The organism is Shewanella sp. SP1S2-4 (assembly GCF_031932075.1).
Classification (GTDB): domain Bacteria; phylum Pseudomonadota; class Gammaproteobacteria; order Enterobacterales; family Shewanellaceae; genus Shewanella; species Shewanella baltica.
This window is the reverse complement of sequence record NZ_JAUOET010000003.1, coordinates 152,337-167,300: the sequence shown is the minus strand read 5'-3', so window position 1 is coordinate 167,300 and position 14,964 is coordinate 152,337. Positions and strand designations below refer to the sequence as shown.

Sequence of the window (14,964 nt, the reverse complement as noted above, 5' to 3'; positions counted from 1 at the left end):
TAATTTTCTTAAGGTAATCTTAGGCTGTAACAGTCAAATTTTTTGCCATAGTAGCAAGCTCTTGGTAATGGCTCAAATTATCTGTGGTTAATGCTCACATTTTAAAAACAAACTTAAAAAAACGGCCGAACCTCAATGAGTTCGACCGTTTTTTGCTCCCCAACCTATTAGGGCCTTGCTCGGTTTTTATCACCAACGAATTAACAATTCATGTTAACCCTGCGGTGATTATCGTAACTGCTGTAATAAGTAGGCAAACGCCATTGAATTAAGTTCCGCAGCTTGATTATTATCTGCAGCGCCGGCGTGGCCACCTTCGATATTTTCGTAGTACAACACATCAATCCCCATGTCTTTCATCTTAGCGACCATCTTACGGGCGTGACCTGGGTGAACCCTGTCGTCACGGGTAGAAGTGGTGAAAAAGACCTTTGGATAATGCACGTCTTTATGCAGGTTATGATAAGGCGAGTAGGTTTTAATGTACGCCCATTCTTCTGGAATATCAGGGTTACCGTATTCGCCCATCCAGCTAGCACCTGCTAATAACTTATTGAATCTAAACATATCAAGTAAAGGTACTTGGCACACGACAGCATTATAAAGATCCGGTCTACGGGTAAATGCCGCGCCCATTAATAGGCCGCCATTACTGCCACCTTGGATGCCTAAATGTTTGCTTGAGGTGATTTTACGGGCAATCAAATCTTCAGCGATCGCCTCGAAATCCTCATAGGCTTTATGTCGATTCTGCTTTAACGCCGCTTGATGCCAAGCAGGACCGTATTCACCACCGCCACGAATGTTGGATAACACATAGACACCGCCCTGCTCTAACCAATTTTTACCAATGGTGGCCGAATAAGAAGGACGCAGCGACACTTCAAAACCGCCGTAACCGTAAAGTAGCGTGGGATGAGTGCCATCTAACTTAAGTTCCTTAGCCATCACCACAAAGTACGGTACTTTAGTGCCATCTTTAGACGTCGCAAAATATTGCTCAGTTTTAAACTTGTCCGCAGCAAACTGTTGCGGCATACCTTTAATTTTCTTTGGATTTAAGGTTTTGGCATTCACAGTGTAGAGACTTGAAGGCTCAAGAAAACTAGTGTAATTCACGAAGAAATCATCACTGTCTTGCTCAACATCCATTACAGTCAAGGCGCCATTCGCTTCAAACGGTACGTGAGTGCTCTGCCAAGCGCCCTTTTCGTCTTGCTCATAACGCACTAATTTACTTTTCACGTTATCGAGCCAATTAACAAAAATTGCACTCTTGCTAAAACTGAGCTGCGCAATCGATGCGGTTTGAGTCGGGCTCACAAATAAACTGAACTTGGCTTTTTGGGCGATAAGATCCGCCACATCGGCATAGACGACCGCGCCTTGCTTAAAGTTGCCTTCTTGATTGGTTAAATCGCTCTTTAACTCAATGAATAACTTACCTTTGAAATAACCTTTAATCTCAGCATCTTGCGGTAAAGGCAATCCAATAAGTTTACCGTCTTGGTACACATATTGGCTGGAGGTATAAAAGGTATGCGCCTCGGTCACTAAACTCAGTGGGGTTTTGTCATCGAATAACACCCAGCCAGAGACTGCAACTGAAGCCTTGTCGCCGGTGAAAACAGGCTTAGCTTGGTCGAGTGGCGTGCCGCGTTGCCACAGTTTAACGCCCCGGGGATAACCCGAGTCCGTCATGCTTTGCCCATCACCAAAATCAGTACCGACAAAGGCGTGATCTTTATCTATCCAGCTCAGGCTCGATTTGGCTTCTTTTAAAAAGAATGGCTTATCTTTGGCAGCAACAAAGGATTTAGTGTTGAGATTAAATTCACGCACTTCCACCGCATCGGCACCGCCGCGAGACAATGAGACAAAACAGCGTTCATTTTCGGGATACTGACAGCTAATATCCTTAAATACCCAATTGACGGATTCAGCTTTACCTAGGGCATCGATATCGAGCACGGTTTCCCATTTAGGATCGGCCTTGGCATATTCTTCCATTGTGGTGCGACGGTAAATGCCGCGCACATGGGTGTCATCCTTCCAAAAGTTGTATAACTTGTCGCCAATATGAGTGGCGTAGGGAATGCGTTCTTTATCGTTCAGGATGGCGAGGCTGTTCGCCACTAAGGTATCAAAACCTTTGAACGCTTTAATTTCGGAGGCCGATGCGGCATTTTGGGTTTTCACCCATTCCATAGGCTTAGCGCCTTCAACATCTTCCAACCAAATATATTTATCTTCTTCTGCGTGAAGTTGACCGCTCATTCCGAGCACTCCTGCAATGCACCAAGGCAGTAATTTATTATTCATTCTATTCCTTTTATACAAAGTCCATCTTGAGATCTGCCCTTACATTACCTTAATTAATATCCAGTTCAACTATTAATCCAACAAGAATGTAACAAAAGGTAAGGTGCTGTAATAGCTGATGATTAATCTAGAATGAATCGCGTTTTTAAAGATGTCGTGCTATAAAAAAGCGTCCACGAGGGACGCTTTTTAGTGGATGAAATAAGGTAAACTAAAACTCGTTATTCATGCGTGACAGCAAATTAAGCAGCACGATTCGTTCCTCACTGCTCATTTTTGCGGTGAGATCTGTGGTGAGTTGTAGATGCAAAGCATCATGTTCAAGGAACAAGGCTTGGCCCTTATCGGTTAACTCCACTAGAATCGAACGGCGATCGGTTTCATGGGGGCGTCGCACAACCCACTGTGCCTCTACCATTTTATCGATTTGAACCGTTAATGTGCCCGTTGTGACACCAATCTTGTCCGCCAATTCCTTCATTCGCATAGCGCCGTGCACGCCAAGTAACTCAATGGTGTGCACCTGCGATAGACTAAACCCTTTGTCGCGCACAATGGCGTGTTCCCATGACGACAGCTTTTCATAAAATTCAATAATCACATGATTTAATGCATGATCTGTTGAATGCGCGGCCGTTGAATGTCCAGCTGTTGATTGTGCAGCAGGCAAATGTGCCTCACTTGCATGCAGGTTTGATGAGGAATGATGTTCAACAGTCATTTAGGCTTCCTTAGCTATACACTCGCGCTGACGACAAGTATGGAGTTCAATGGTGATATGGGCCAATTCAGGAAATTGTGACAGTAACTGATTAAAATAACTGACATCTTTCGGTGAATGGGACACGATAGACACCATAATAGCATGGTGATCGGCGCTCACTCGCCAAAGATGTAAATCGGCCACTTGATGATCCGGTACGGCCTCAAGAGTTTCCACGACCTTACGCTGCAATGACGCTTTAACGCCGCCGTCCAGCAAAATAGGGCTGGTTTGCTGAATGAGTCCCCAAGACCAACGGCTGATAATCACAGCGCCGACAATCCCCATAATCGGGTCGAGCCAAGTTAGTCCCATGTATTTACCAAACAACAAAGCAGCGATGGCGAGCACTGACGTTAACGCATCGGCCAGTACGTGAAAATAGGCCGCACGTAGGTTGTGATCATGGCCACCGTGGGCCTTCTGGCTCTTGTGCTCATGCTCTGCAGCATGTTGGTGATCCTGTTCATGTTGGCAATGGCTGTGATCATGATGACTTTCATCGTGTGCATGTGAGTCATGGGTGTGTGCTTGGCAGTTGTGATGCGCGTGAGCATGTTCGTCTTTATGATCATCTTGATGGTCATGAGCGTGACTATGTCCGTGACCGTGCCCATGGTCGTGGGTATGATGATCTTTAAGTAAAAATACACTCAGCACATTGACGCTTAAACCAATAACGGCCACAAAAATAGCTTCGTTGAAATGAATTTGCTCGGGACTAATCAGTCGCATTCCCGATTCAATCAACATCACCAGTGCCACAAGTCCTAGCGCTATTGCGCTGGTATAACCGCCAAGCACACTCACTTTGCCAGTACCGAAAGCAAAGGCAGGATCGTTAGCGTGTTTACGGGCATAGGAATAGGCGAATAACGTGATCATAAAGGCCGCGGCATGGGTTCCCATATGCCAACCATCGGCGAGCAATGCCATAGAACCGTAAATGGTTCCGGCAGCAATTTCAGCCACCATAGTGATCACAGTTAAATACAGTACATAACGCGTGTTCTTTTCGCCATCGCGGTTCTGGCTCGAAAACTCATGGGAGTGTTGCCACTGGGCGAGTGAGTGCCCTTGGCGGTGGGCAGTAGCTTGATGCCCTGTCGCTTGCTCGACTGCTGTTGATTTCATTGTGTAATTCCTACTCCATGTCCATCGCTATCAATGATAAAAAACGTGTTGCCTGAATTATAGTTTGAAAATCAAAATATATGAAATTCAAATTAGTCATTTATCAAGATATACCGTTTTCAAACTTTTAAACGTGCATCTGGATCCCCATAATGCATCTGTACTCCTATCATCAGTCAGACGCTGATATGTGAATTAAGATAGGCAGCTAGACTAGGCAAAGGATATCAGGCAAGGTTTAATGGATTAGCGTTTGATTTATGTGTGAAAACAGCTGATTCAGCAGAGTAAGATTGGCTTTATTGCAGCCTTATTATTCAGATGGATAAAAATTATTTGGGTAAAAATCGATTTTTTATTGAATAATTTAACCCTTTTTTACCTCTGCTGCGTTTATAGGGGCAGAACAACGACAAACTTGTCGACATCCATTCAGTTCGATTAGGAGAAACAAGATGAAATTGAAGACCTTATTTAGCGTTAGCGCTGTTCCCCTTGCATTTACATTATTGTCATTCAATGCTGCGGCAGTCAGCCCGCCACACCCAACAGGATTAGATGCGCCTATGATCAGCATTCAACGTTTTGACCCAAAAGATTACAGCGCACAGGAAGCGACTAAGATGTTCCCTGCTCCGGCGGCTGGTATGGTGCAGCACATTTTGAGTTTGCCTAAGTTAGAAAACGAAGATGACTACATGATCGAAATCCAAATTGGCCAGACTCAAATGGTCGATTGCAATAAGCATGGATTAAACGGGGAATTGAAGGAACTGACTGTACAAGGTTGGGGTTATAACTACTATCAAGTGGATGAAATCGCTGAAGGGCCGAGCACTATGATGGCCTGTTTCGAATTGGCGAAGAAAGAAGCTTTTGTTCGTATTCCGGGTGAACTGAAAATGCGCTACGACAGTCGTTTACCTAAGGTATTTTATCTACCAGAAGGCGCGGAACTGCGTTTCAGAACGTGGAAAGTGGATTCAACCTATCAATATTCCAAGTAAGTAGCACGATTTTAACGATCGAGTCATCAATCGAATGCGCTTCGAGTCTTTGCTGATTGATAAAAGCAAAGACTCGAAGAACATTAACTAGAATCGTTTAATTCTAACAACTTGCATGATTTCTATCTCAAAACCCGCCACAGTTTCTGTTTCTGGGTAATAGATGACATTGATCTTTTGCCCTTGCAGATTACGATATTTTTTCACCCGTCTGAATTTAAACGGAACATCACAATCTTCAATCATAACAGTATGTTGTATCCACTCCGCCTTTTCCCTTTGCATATGCGAAACCACAGTCACACCTTCAGAGTGAACCAAATGTTCATGGGTGGCTAACATCTTTTTTACGGCCTTATTCATGTTCAACTCTTTTATCATCTAGTTGCGACAACAGTGACTCAACTTTCTGTTTAATTTCAGCATATCTCAATTTTTCACAGCGGCCGAAGCCACTTAACTTACGCACTTGGAACCGACTCACCAAGGGCACCGACATACCAGCGAGGCAACGACAATAAGTATCAAGTGACAAAGTCTCAATGCCCTTAGCCGTTAAATGATGTTTCAACTCTCGCAAATCAGCCAATATCTGCAGATTTGTCGGCCACGTCGGTTCGGTCGAATAACTCAACTTAGCAAAATGACCGCGGCAGACACTGCAATGACCGCATGCAACCGGTGTTTCATTATCATCAAAATAACGGGATAAATTGTGGCTTAAGCACGTCTCAAGTTCAAAAAAGCGGACTAACTGCGCGATTCGCGCAATTTCTTTCTGCTCTTTATCAATAAAATAATGGTACAGCTCATCGATGAGTTCGGGACGCGCTAATGCGGCAACATCCACCCGATAAACATCGGTAATTCGTTTAGTCTCTAATTCAATCAACTGATGTTCAGCTAAATATTCCAGCGCGGCTAACACGCGGCTGCGCTCATGACCCGTCGCACTGTACAAGGCATCAAAATCTAACGCGCCCCATATTTTCTTCATCTGCGTATGATTAAAAATCTGCGTCAAAAACGCCTGCCGCTCAGGATTAAATCGGCTCAGAATGGTCTGTTTGTCGACCAAAAACTTGTAATTAACGTCAGCGTAGTAAGCGAATAACGGCTTAACCACACCTAAAATTTCTAGCTGCACAAGTAACGTTTTTAACGGTAACTGGCGAATATTACTCGCCGTCGACACGCCATTGAGCTGACATTCCCACTGACCGGAATCTTGTTCAAGTCGAATAGCCTCAATGACTTGTGCTATACCTTCTCGCTCCGGCGTATCGCCATACACAAAATTCTCAACGGTATTGAGCCCGTCAAGATTGGCCAAAGTGACACAATGGGATAACGCACCATCACGCCCTGCTCTGCCGATTTCTTGGCTGTAGTTTTCAATGGATTTAGGCAAATCGTAGTGGATCACAAAACGAATATTGCTCTTATCGATTCCCATGCCAAAAGCGATGGTTGCCACTACCACTTGCAGCTTATCCTGCATAAAATCATTTTGAATTTGTTGACGTTTTTCATCTTCAAATCCAGCATGATAGGCACTGGCGACTATACCTTGTTGGCTCAAAAGTCGTGCGACCGTTTCGGCGGTTTGCTGCAAAGTCACATACACAATGCCGGCACCTGAGAATGATGCAATCTGCTGAACCAGTAAGGCATTCTTCTCTTGCGTTGATACAGGCAGTACAGTCAAATCTAAATTGGGCCGATAAAATCCCGTTTGTGCTATGTGTTCAGGCGCAATATCAAAGCGTTTTGCCATATCCAGTTTCACTTTACGTGTTGCTGTGGCCGTCAATAACAGTACTAATGGGATCTCAAGCTCACGCCGATAGTCGGGCAATTTAAGATAATCGGGCCGAAAATTGTGGCCCCATTCTGAAATACAATGCGCCTCATCAACGACCAGCATTGACAGCGGAACCGATTGAATAAATTGCCGAAAACGTTCATTTTTGAAACGTTCAACCGACACCATTAAAATTTTCAATTTGCCAGAACGCGCATCAGCCATCACTTGCTGACTTTGCTCAGCACTTAAGGTTGAATCTATGCTGGCCGCATGAATTCCCTTAGATTGTAAAAATTCCAGCTGGTCTTTCATCAAGGCGAGTAAAGGTGAAATCACTAAACTCAAATGGGGTAATTGCAATGCTGTAAATTGGTAACAAAGGGATTTACCAGAACCCGTGGGAAAAATAGCCAAACTCGACTTCCCCGCCAACAGTTGGGTTATCGTTTGCGCTTGGCCAGAACGAAATTCAGAAAACCCGAAATCCCGCTGCAACAAACTAATGTATGGATTAGTTTCTGGAATGGAATTAAACATCAACCGTCCTTTACACTCATCCTTACCACCCCAAAAATTGGGTATACCGCAAGAAAAAGATTCAGCATTAAGTGAGTCGACTAGTCTAGCAAATTTTGAGCTACTTTACGGAGTTAATTACCGACAACTGAGTTTTGACGCTGAGTTTATCAATTGGAATCAATGATGCCGCAGATGAAGAATGATGGTTAATGTATTGATTTTATGAGAAGTAAATAGCCATTTTTATAAAAAATTGAATGCGAAAATAAAAATGGCTTTAGAAATTTGAGCTATGGCTAACGTATGCGCCGAGGCTAAAGCTGAGGTTAATCTCGGCAAAGCAAAGCCTTCAGTTTACGGTTTTCTTGCAAGGTATAAATTAATCAGCGAGGTGAGTTTATCCTGAAATCTTTCTTCAAAACTATCGATATCACGTCCGATAGAGACAAGATACTTAGTCGCTTGTTCGCGAGAAAGTAATTTATTGGCAACACTGTATTGCATCTCTTCCAAGGTTTTATCGTATCTTGGGATCAGCAACCAAGTACCAACATCGACGTCGAAATGTTGCATCGCTTTTTGGGCCAAAGCACAAAAAGCCTCAATGTGATCCACACCATCTGGTCCGAGACAGCCAGGTTCAATTCGGCACAGGACAGCAATTTTCCTTTCATTTGCAATGCTTACACTCATTTCTGATGCCCCATGTTACTTAATCCTAAACTAAAAATATCCCTTTAAACTTAACAGCAATTTTACGTGTCTGCACAGATAAGTCACGGCTAACTTGCTCATTTAAGCGATTATTGATCACGTATCTCGACGCTAATAATATTGTCAACAATATCATCTGAGTGCTGTAAATGATTTTGTGAGTTATCAGCATCATGCTCCGACAATAAGTTATCTATTGCCTGATCAAAACTGTCCAACTTTTGAGACTCCATATAACGCTTTAATCTCAGAATAATATCCCTACTTACCTCGATATGAGACTTTTTCTGACGTTTTTTTATTTGTGATAACTCTTTACGAACCATACGCCAACCCAAATCAGTAAAATACTGATTGAGCATTTTATTTACCTTCATGAGCTCGTTGTCGAGTCGCTGTGCCTTTTTGCGTAATCGGACTAATTCATTTAATTGCGTCACCAACTCAGTATATAAAACCGTTTGTAACTCAGCGCCACAAAACCAATCTGGTTTAGATGCGACGGCTTCAGGATTGATAAGGCGATAAATTAAGGGTAAGGCAAAAATCAATTCTGCTTCCTCAAGCAATAATAATTTTCTGCCTGAGGTTGGTTTGTCTTGTTGATATATCCAAGCTTGCGGTTCCATAAATACGTTTCTTCAGTTAAGCATGCGTTCAATGCGGATAAAATAAATGGGAACTCATGCTAGTACAAATCGACAAGTATTAATATATGGTTCAACCATTTTATTGATTAATGATCGATTCCTTATGCTTCATTTTACCCTAGGCTGAAATAGCTCAATGCATATCACCTCAATAACCAGATAAGCGGTTGCCGTTATTCGCTTAAATTTCACCCAACATACAAACCTAGTTTAACGGCCTTCTATTCAAGAATGATAAGTAAAGAATCCGCCTTCTTAGAAGGCGGCTTTGACTTGCCCCTGGAAGGGGCTATTCCAAGAACCTACATCATCTGCAACGACAATTGAGCCTCATGTTCCTGATCTTGTTTATCTTGATGGCGCACATATCGTCTAATGAATTCTTCATTAACACCTACTGTGTCTACAAAATAACCTCTGGCCCAAAAGCTATTGCCCCATAGCTTTTTACGTACATGAGGGAATTTATTGAATAGCCTTATCGCACTTCTTCCTTTCAATACTCCCATCAGCGTTGATACTGACAGCTTCGGCGGGATTATGACTACCAAGTGAACGTGGTCTATCTGAACGTTTAATTCTAAAACCTCACAACCCTTCATATTGCAAAGGATATAAATTGACCTGTATAACTCCTTACCAAGGTTTCCTTTTAAAATTTTAAAACGGTACTTCGGAGTCCAAACAATATGATATTTGCAACGCCAATAAACATGTGATGAACTTCTATAATCGCCCATGCTTTTCGTTTCCTCTTACTTGTGGTGAATAAGAAGTCTCTTTTAGCATGGGCGTAATTCAGGCTATAGCCTCAAGGAACAATCACCACCGCCAGAGGCGGTGGTTTTGGGATGACAATAAAATGGTTACACCATTCTTTTAATCTGCACATCTGTGGCTAACCGAGTTCAAAACTATCTCATACAAACAGTACAAATTTCATACTAAATTTGGCTCTTATTATAACTCTGCTGAATTAATCACCATTGTAATAACGGGTTTATCTTGGTTATTTTTTTAACTAAACAATCCAACTTAATGTTATTTAATGCCCCTCCTCTGATAAAAGAGGATTATTTAAACAAATAAGTACTCTACCAGTGATAATGACGATTATCACTGGTAGATATAGCTATGATTTGCGTATAATTACGCCTTCTTAATTCGATATCAGGTGACTTCTACAGCATGTCTAAAATGATCCGGACAAATAGTAATGCTCAAAATAACACCAATATATCGAATGAAATAGCGACTGTATCAGGTCATCACCATAATAACCGTGCTGAACAGCCACGTTTTTTTGAAGAGTCTTTCCTGCCACAATCTGTTCGAAGTGATTATTTAAGCGCCGCCGAAGAAACTGAATACGAAATTTCAGTGAACACTCGCCGTGTTTATAATACAAGCTTTAGTGTATTTAGCCGTTATTGTGCCGAGCACCAACTGCAGGCCCTGCCCGCAGATCCACGAAGCGTAATTTCATTTATTGGTCATCAAAAAGAATTGATCCAAGAAAGCACTGGCGTTCAACTTTCAAAGCAAACATTAACCACAAGGTTGGCAGCAATTCGCTACCATCATATTCAAGCGGGATTCCACTCGCCTACCGAACATCCTCTGGTGATCAGAGTGATGCGTGGCTTGAGCAGAAATCAATCTCGCCATGTGAGTGACTATGATCAGCAACCCATTATGTATGATGAAGTGGAAATGTTGATCCAGGCTATCGATGAACAAGTGCAGCCATTAACCCGAGTGCGGGACAAAGCGATTATTCAATTAGGATTACAAGGTGGGTTTCGTCGTTCTGAACTGGCAGATATAAAAGTTCAGTATGTCAGTTTTCTGCGTAACAAATTAAAAGTGCGCCTGCCCTATTCGAAGAGTAATCAGCAAGGCCAACGGGAATGGAAAGACCTGCCAGACCATGAACCCTTTGCAGCACTCGACGCCGTGAAAAATTGGTTATCGTTAGCCAATATTGAAGACGGACATTTATTTAGATCACTTTCCCGTGATGGAAAAAATTTACGTCCGTATCAAATGAAAGACCGACATTCCGGATCCAGTTCATTACTGAATAAAAATAGTGGTTTCCTTACCGGCGATGATATTTATCGCATCATTAAAAAATATTGTACTAAAGCAGGACTGCCCGCCAAATTTTATGGTGCCCACAGTTTGCGCAGTGGCTGCGTAACACAACTGCATGAAAATAATAAAGATCACTTGTACATCATGGCCAGAACCGGACATACCGATCCGCGCTCACTTCGTCACTATTTAAAACCAAAAGACTGAAACTTAACGATCACAGGTCAAGCATTAACTTCTCGTTTTAGCCTGAATTTTAAACTGAGAAATAGACTTCACTTGATTCTTCTAAGAAGGAAAAGGATTTCATTCAAAGGACATTAATGTACAGAACTAATAAGTATTAATGGAAACACATTAGATAATTATATAAATTAACAATTTAAGTTATATTAAAAACATCAAATTAGAGCAATGAATCTAATTAATGTTATTTTAAGATTGATATCTTTCCAACATAAAATACTTATCACATCCAATTTAAAATTCTTAAAACATATAAGCTTTGTTAGTATGTAAATTATTCCTGTAATATAAAATCAGCTTTATTGTCATATTGGTACTTTAGCCTTAGGCACGAAATTTAATTCATCGTACTAGCCGGAGTAAAATATGAGTAAGGCCACCTTTGATCCTACACTTTATAATAAAAGTAATAATGAACCCTTTAATCAAGTGTTGGATAAGCATTTATCTCGCCGTAATTTCGTAAAAAGTGGCTTAGGCCTCAGCGCTATGACAGCTTTTGCCAGTGTTGGCTTAACCGCTTGTGGTTCAGACAATGAAACTGTTCCTAAACCTGTCGATCCAGTCACGCCAGTGCCACCGACTAAAAGTAGCGCCAAGCTTAACTTTACATCGGTTGCGGGTTCTCGCTTAGATGCGGTTGTCGTGCCAGAAGGTTACACAGCGCAGGTGTTAGCACCTTGGGGCACGCCATTAAACGCAAAAGCGGCGCCATGGAAAAACGATGGTAGTAACACGGCCGATGACCAAGCCAACTCAGTGGGCATGCACCACGATGGCATGCATTTCTTCCCATTAAATGATGCGGGTGATGACGGTCTACTCTGCATTAACCACGAATACATTGACGAAGATGCCTTGCATCCTACGGGCCAGACATTTGACCCCACTTCTGGTCTTCGCACTGTTATCGATGAAGTGCGCAAAGAAATTAACGCTCACGGCGTGTCGGTTGTACGTATAAAACTGATGAATAATCAATGGGAAGTTGTCAGTAATGATGGTCATAACCGTCGATTTACTGGCGCGACTGTGATGGATATCAGCGGTCCTCTGGCCTACTCTTCGCTACTCGAAACCCGCTATTCTCCCGATGGCAGCCAAGCTGCGCGGCACCTTAAATAACTGTGGTAATGGCTACACGCCTTGGGGCACTTACCTGACCTGTGAAGAAAATTGGCCAGGCTATTTTGCCAATCGTGGCAGCTTAACCGCCGATCAGAGTCGCATCGGGATCAGTAAAACCAGTACACGTTATGGCTGGGACGATCTTGCCGGTCATGATGAAGAACGTCTCGATGAATTTGCGCGTTTCGATGTCACGCCAAAGGGCGCAAGTGCTCAGGATGACTACCGTAACGAAGCAAACGGCCACGGTTTCATTGTGGAAATCGACCCGTACAACGCCACCTCTCGCGCGGTAAAACGTACTGCCCTTGGTCGTTTCCGCCATGAAGGTTGTACCTTTGGTAAATTGACAGAAGGCAAGCCCGTGGTGTTCTATTCTGGCCACGATTCGCAATTCGAATACCTCTATAAATTTGTTTCAAATGCGGCCTGGGATGCAAAGGATGCTGACAGCAGCAACCGCCTGCAAACAGGCGATAAGTACATGAATGAAGGTACTTTATACGCGGCTAAATTCAATGAAAATGGTGGCGGTATTTGGTTACCTTTGACGTTAGATAGCCAAACCACTGACGGCAAAACCCTAGGCGATAGCTTCACAACTTTGGCCGACATTATTTTAAACACAGCGGGCGCAGCGGACCTAGTCGGCGCAACACCTATGGACCGACCTGAATGGTGCGCGGTCGATCCGTTCACGGGTTCTGCTTATTTGACCCTGACCAACAACTCAAAACGTACCGAAGCGAATCCTGCCAACCCAAGATTAAAAAACTACTTCGGCCATATTATTCGTTGGGATGAAGGCGACAAAGCGACTGAATTTACATGGGATATTTTTGTGTTTGGCTCACCCAGCGATGCCAATGCTGAGACCAACTTGTCAGGCTTAACCGATCTCAATCAATTTGCCAGCCCTGATGGGTTAGCCTTTGATAAACGCGGTATCTTGTGGGTTCAAACCGACAATGGCGCAAAGGAAGTTGCCGAAGAAACCAACGATCAAATGCTCGCGATCGTGCCTTCAACACTGGTGGATGGCCAAGAGAAACAAGTAGGCGTAACGGCCGATAATCAAATGGAGTTAAAGCGTTTCTTCGTCGGCCCCAACGACTGTGAAGTGACAGGTTTTGCCATTAGCCCTGATTACACTTCGGTATTTGCTAACATTCAGCATCCCGGTAACTGGCCTTATTCGTCCAATGCCGCAGAACAAACGCCAACTGGAGTCACATTACGGCCTCGCGCCGCCACTGTGGTTATTCGAAAATCAGATGGTAAAGAAGTTGCAGTTTAAGACGTTATTTAAGGAATATATTTGCTTTAGTTAAAGCGCAAATAAAGCTTTCTTGCCAGAGCAAACTTTAGCCTATATAAAACTCCCCTCAAGTGAGGGGAGTTTTTATTTAAGATAGTCACTAACTTAAATTTTTATATTACCCATTCATTTCGAAGATTAATTAACGCTTGTCGTTATTGGCTTGTTCGAAGGCAAGTTCAAAGGCATTGGTAAAATCTGTGATTGGCAGAAGATCTTCACGGCAACGTCGATTACGGCCCAGTAATGATGATTCAACAAATAAATCAAACCACGTACTTAAGACTTTGCCATTAGCCGCTTCGCCTATCGCCCCTAATGCTAAGGATGCCACCTCGGCGGTGCCAAGTTGAAAGTCATGGCTGCCTTTACGCAATGCATAGGTTGCCAGCGTATCTGGGTCAAAGGAAAGCAGTGGCAAAGAATGCAAGTATGGACTCTTACGGAACATTTTAATCGCTTCACGCCAACTGCCATCGAGCATGATTAACAACGGCCGTTTGCCTTCGGCTAATGTCGACATAGGCACTTGGTTTAGTACCGTTTGTCCTTGCTCCGCATATTGGGCTGGAAACACTAAATAAGGTTGATATTGCGGCGAATCGAGCAAGGCAAGTAATGCCGCTTCGGGTTCTGTGCGCGACCAAATATAGGCGTGCGTATCTGGGATAAGATCCGCAATCAAGCGCCCGCTATTAGTTGGTTTTAGCACTTCATCGTTGTACATGATCAGCAGGAAACTGGCTTGAGTCTGTAACTGACGACGCAGCGCACAGGTACAGAACTGCTCACCTAATAAGCATAATGGACAGCGGATCAGTTTTTTACCACGGGCACCAAAGGGCTTAGTCGAAATAGACTTACGGTACTGATATAAATGGTGCACTGCATGTGGGGCTAAAGCCATAAGAACCAATTCTCTTTCAAACTTATTAGGGGTTGCGGCTAAATTATTCAGCACTTTCCTCTCGCGGTGGCGCAGTTTATCCCTTGGCCGTAAATGGCGCAATCTGCGCAATGCATTATCGGGATAAAAGGCATAAGTGTCGGTGCTTGAGGGTATAAACTGCTGACTCAACTTTGCATTATGATTAAGGAAATCTCTTAGAATAGCGCAACAACTGTAATACTGAAGTTCATGTCATCACGCAGTATTTAACACTCGATTAGCGAGGCCAACCTTTCAGTTACTTACAGAGGGGATATTGACGCTAAATATCAGTAAGGACTTAACTTAATGGGGAATTACCGTAATATCG

Annotated in this window: 11 protein-coding genes and 1 pseudogene; 3 read left to right on the top strand and 9 right to left on the bottom strand. The window is 43.1% G+C overall.

Annotated elements, in window-relative coordinates:
* Window positions 1-228: 228 nt before the first annotated feature.
* From Q4Q52_RS04825 to Q4Q52_RS04815, 3 genes are all read right to left on the bottom strand, one after another.
* Window positions 229-2,322 carry a prolyl oligopeptidase family serine peptidase gene (locus Q4Q52_RS04825; protein WP_311989972.1) on the bottom strand — a complete coding sequence of 698 codons (2,094 nt, stop codon included), beginning with the start codon at window positions 2,320-2,322 and terminating at the stop codon, window positions 229-231.
* Window positions 2,323-2,533: 211 nt separating this feature from the next.
* The gene (locus tag Q4Q52_RS04820; RefSeq protein ID WP_311987774.1) at window positions 2,534-3,043 is read right to left on the bottom strand and encodes a MarR family transcriptional regulator; all 510 of its coding nucleotides are present in this window, start codon (window positions 3,041-3,043) and stop codon (window positions 2,534-2,536) included.
* Window positions 3,044-4,219: a cation diffusion facilitator family transporter gene (locus Q4Q52_RS04815; RefSeq protein WP_311989971.1), complete on the bottom strand. Its 1,176-nt coding sequence runs from the start codon at window positions 4,217-4,219 to the stop codon at window positions 3,044-3,046.
* Window positions 4,220-4,674: 455 nt separating this feature from the next.
* Here Q4Q52_RS04815 and eco point away from each other — a divergent pair, with 455 nt between their 5' ends.
* Window positions 4,675-5,226, top strand: a complete 552-nt coding sequence (eco, locus tag Q4Q52_RS04810; RefSeq protein ID WP_063882899.1) for a serine protease inhibitor ecotin — start codon at window positions 4,675-4,677, stop codon at window positions 5,224-5,226.
* Window positions 5,227-5,313: 87 nt separating this feature from the next.
* On the opposite strand, the gene Q4Q52_RS04805 is transcribed toward eco, so the two are convergent.
* The 5 genes from Q4Q52_RS04805 to tnpA form a co-directional block, all read right to left on the bottom strand.
* A complete protein-coding gene (locus Q4Q52_RS04805) occupies window positions 5,314-5,589 on the bottom strand; it encodes a hypothetical protein (RefSeq protein WP_028759892.1) in 276 nt (91 codons plus the stop codon).
* The gene (locus tag Q4Q52_RS04800) at window positions 5,582-7,570 is read right to left on the bottom strand and encodes a RecQ family ATP-dependent DNA helicase (protein ID WP_311989970.1); all 1,989 of its coding nucleotides are present in this window, start codon (window positions 7,568-7,570) and stop codon (window positions 5,582-5,584) included. Before Q4Q52_RS04800 ends, Q4Q52_RS04805 begins: the two co-directional genes overlap by 8 nt.
* Window positions 7,571-7,906: 336 nt before the next feature.
* On the bottom strand, window positions 7,907-8,245 hold the full coding sequence (locus Q4Q52_RS04795) for a hypothetical protein (protein ID WP_220590293.1): 339 nt from the start codon (window positions 8,243-8,245) through the stop codon (window positions 7,907-7,909).
* Window positions 8,246-8,355: 110 nt separating this feature from the next.
* Complete coding sequence (locus Q4Q52_RS04790; RefSeq protein WP_311989969.1) at window positions 8,356-8,895, bottom strand: hypothetical protein; 540 nt, start codon at window positions 8,893-8,895, stop codon at window positions 8,356-8,358.
* A gap of 323 nt (window positions 8,896-9,218) precedes the next feature.
* Window positions 9,219-9,656 (bottom strand): IS200/IS605 family transposase, encoded by a 438-nt coding sequence (gene tnpA / locus Q4Q52_RS04785; RefSeq protein WP_311989968.1) that lies wholly within the window; start codon window positions 9,654-9,656, stop codon window positions 9,219-9,221.
* Window positions 9,657-10,104: 448 nt separating this feature from the next.
* On the opposite strand from tnpA, the gene Q4Q52_RS04780 reads away from it, so the two are divergent.
* Window positions 10,105-11,220: a tyrosine-type recombinase/integrase gene (locus Q4Q52_RS04780; protein WP_311989967.1), complete on the top strand. Its 1,116-nt coding sequence runs from the start codon at window positions 10,105-10,107 to the stop codon at window positions 11,218-11,220.
* A gap of 405 nt (window positions 11,221-11,625) precedes the next feature.
* Window positions 11,626-13,684, top strand: a pseudogene (locus Q4Q52_RS04775) (PhoX family protein).
* Between the two features lie 163 nt (window positions 13,685-13,847).
* Here the strand turns inward: Q4Q52_RS04775 and Q4Q52_RS04770 are convergent.
* On the bottom strand, window positions 13,848-14,612 hold the full coding sequence (locus Q4Q52_RS04770) for a tRNA-uridine aminocarboxypropyltransferase (RefSeq protein WP_311989966.1): 765 nt from the start codon (window positions 14,610-14,612) through the stop codon (window positions 13,848-13,850).
* Between the last annotated feature and the right edge of the window lie 352 nt (window positions 14,613-14,964).

Bases quoted from the DNA above. Each gene is read 5' to 3' on its own strand.
- tnpA (WP_311989968.1), bottom strand. From the start codon at position 9,656: ATGGGCGATTATAGAAGTTCATCACATGTTTATTGGCGTTGCAAATAT.
- Q4Q52_RS04790 (WP_311989969.1), bottom strand. From the start codon at position 8,895: ATGGAACCGCAAGCTTGGATATATCAACAAGACAAACCAACCTCAGGC.
- Q4Q52_RS04795 (WP_220590293.1), bottom strand. From the start codon at position 8,245: ATGAGTGTAAGCATTGCAAATGAAAGGAAAATTGCTGTCCTGTGCCGA.
- Q4Q52_RS04815 (WP_311989971.1), bottom strand. From the start codon at position 4,219: ATGAAATCAACAGCAGTCGAGCAAGCGACAGGGCATCAAGCTACTGCC.
- Q4Q52_RS04800 (WP_311989970.1), bottom strand. From the start codon at position 7,570: ATGTTTAATTCCATTCCAGAAACTAATCCATACATTAGTTTGTTGCAG.
- Q4Q52_RS04820 (WP_311987774.1), bottom strand. From the start codon at position 3,043: ATGACTGTTGAACATCATTCCTCATCAAACCTGCATGCAAGTGAGGCA.
- Q4Q52_RS04825 (WP_311989972.1), bottom strand. From the start codon at position 2,322: ATGAATAATAAATTACTGCCTTGGTGCATTGCAGGAGTGCTCGGAATG.
- Q4Q52_RS04805 (WP_028759892.1), bottom strand. From the start codon at position 5,589: ATGAATAAGGCCGTAAAAAAGATGTTAGCCACCCATGAACATTTGGTT.
- Q4Q52_RS04780 (WP_311989967.1), top strand. From the start codon at position 10,105: ATGTCTAAAATGATCCGGACAAATAGTAATGCTCAAAATAACACCAAT.
- eco (WP_063882899.1), top strand. From the start codon at position 4,675: ATGAAATTGAAGACCTTATTTAGCGTTAGCGCTGTTCCCCTTGCATTT.
- Q4Q52_RS04770 (WP_311989966.1), bottom strand. From the start codon at position 14,612: ATGGCTTTAGCCCCACATGCAGTGCACCATTTATATCAGTACCGTAAG.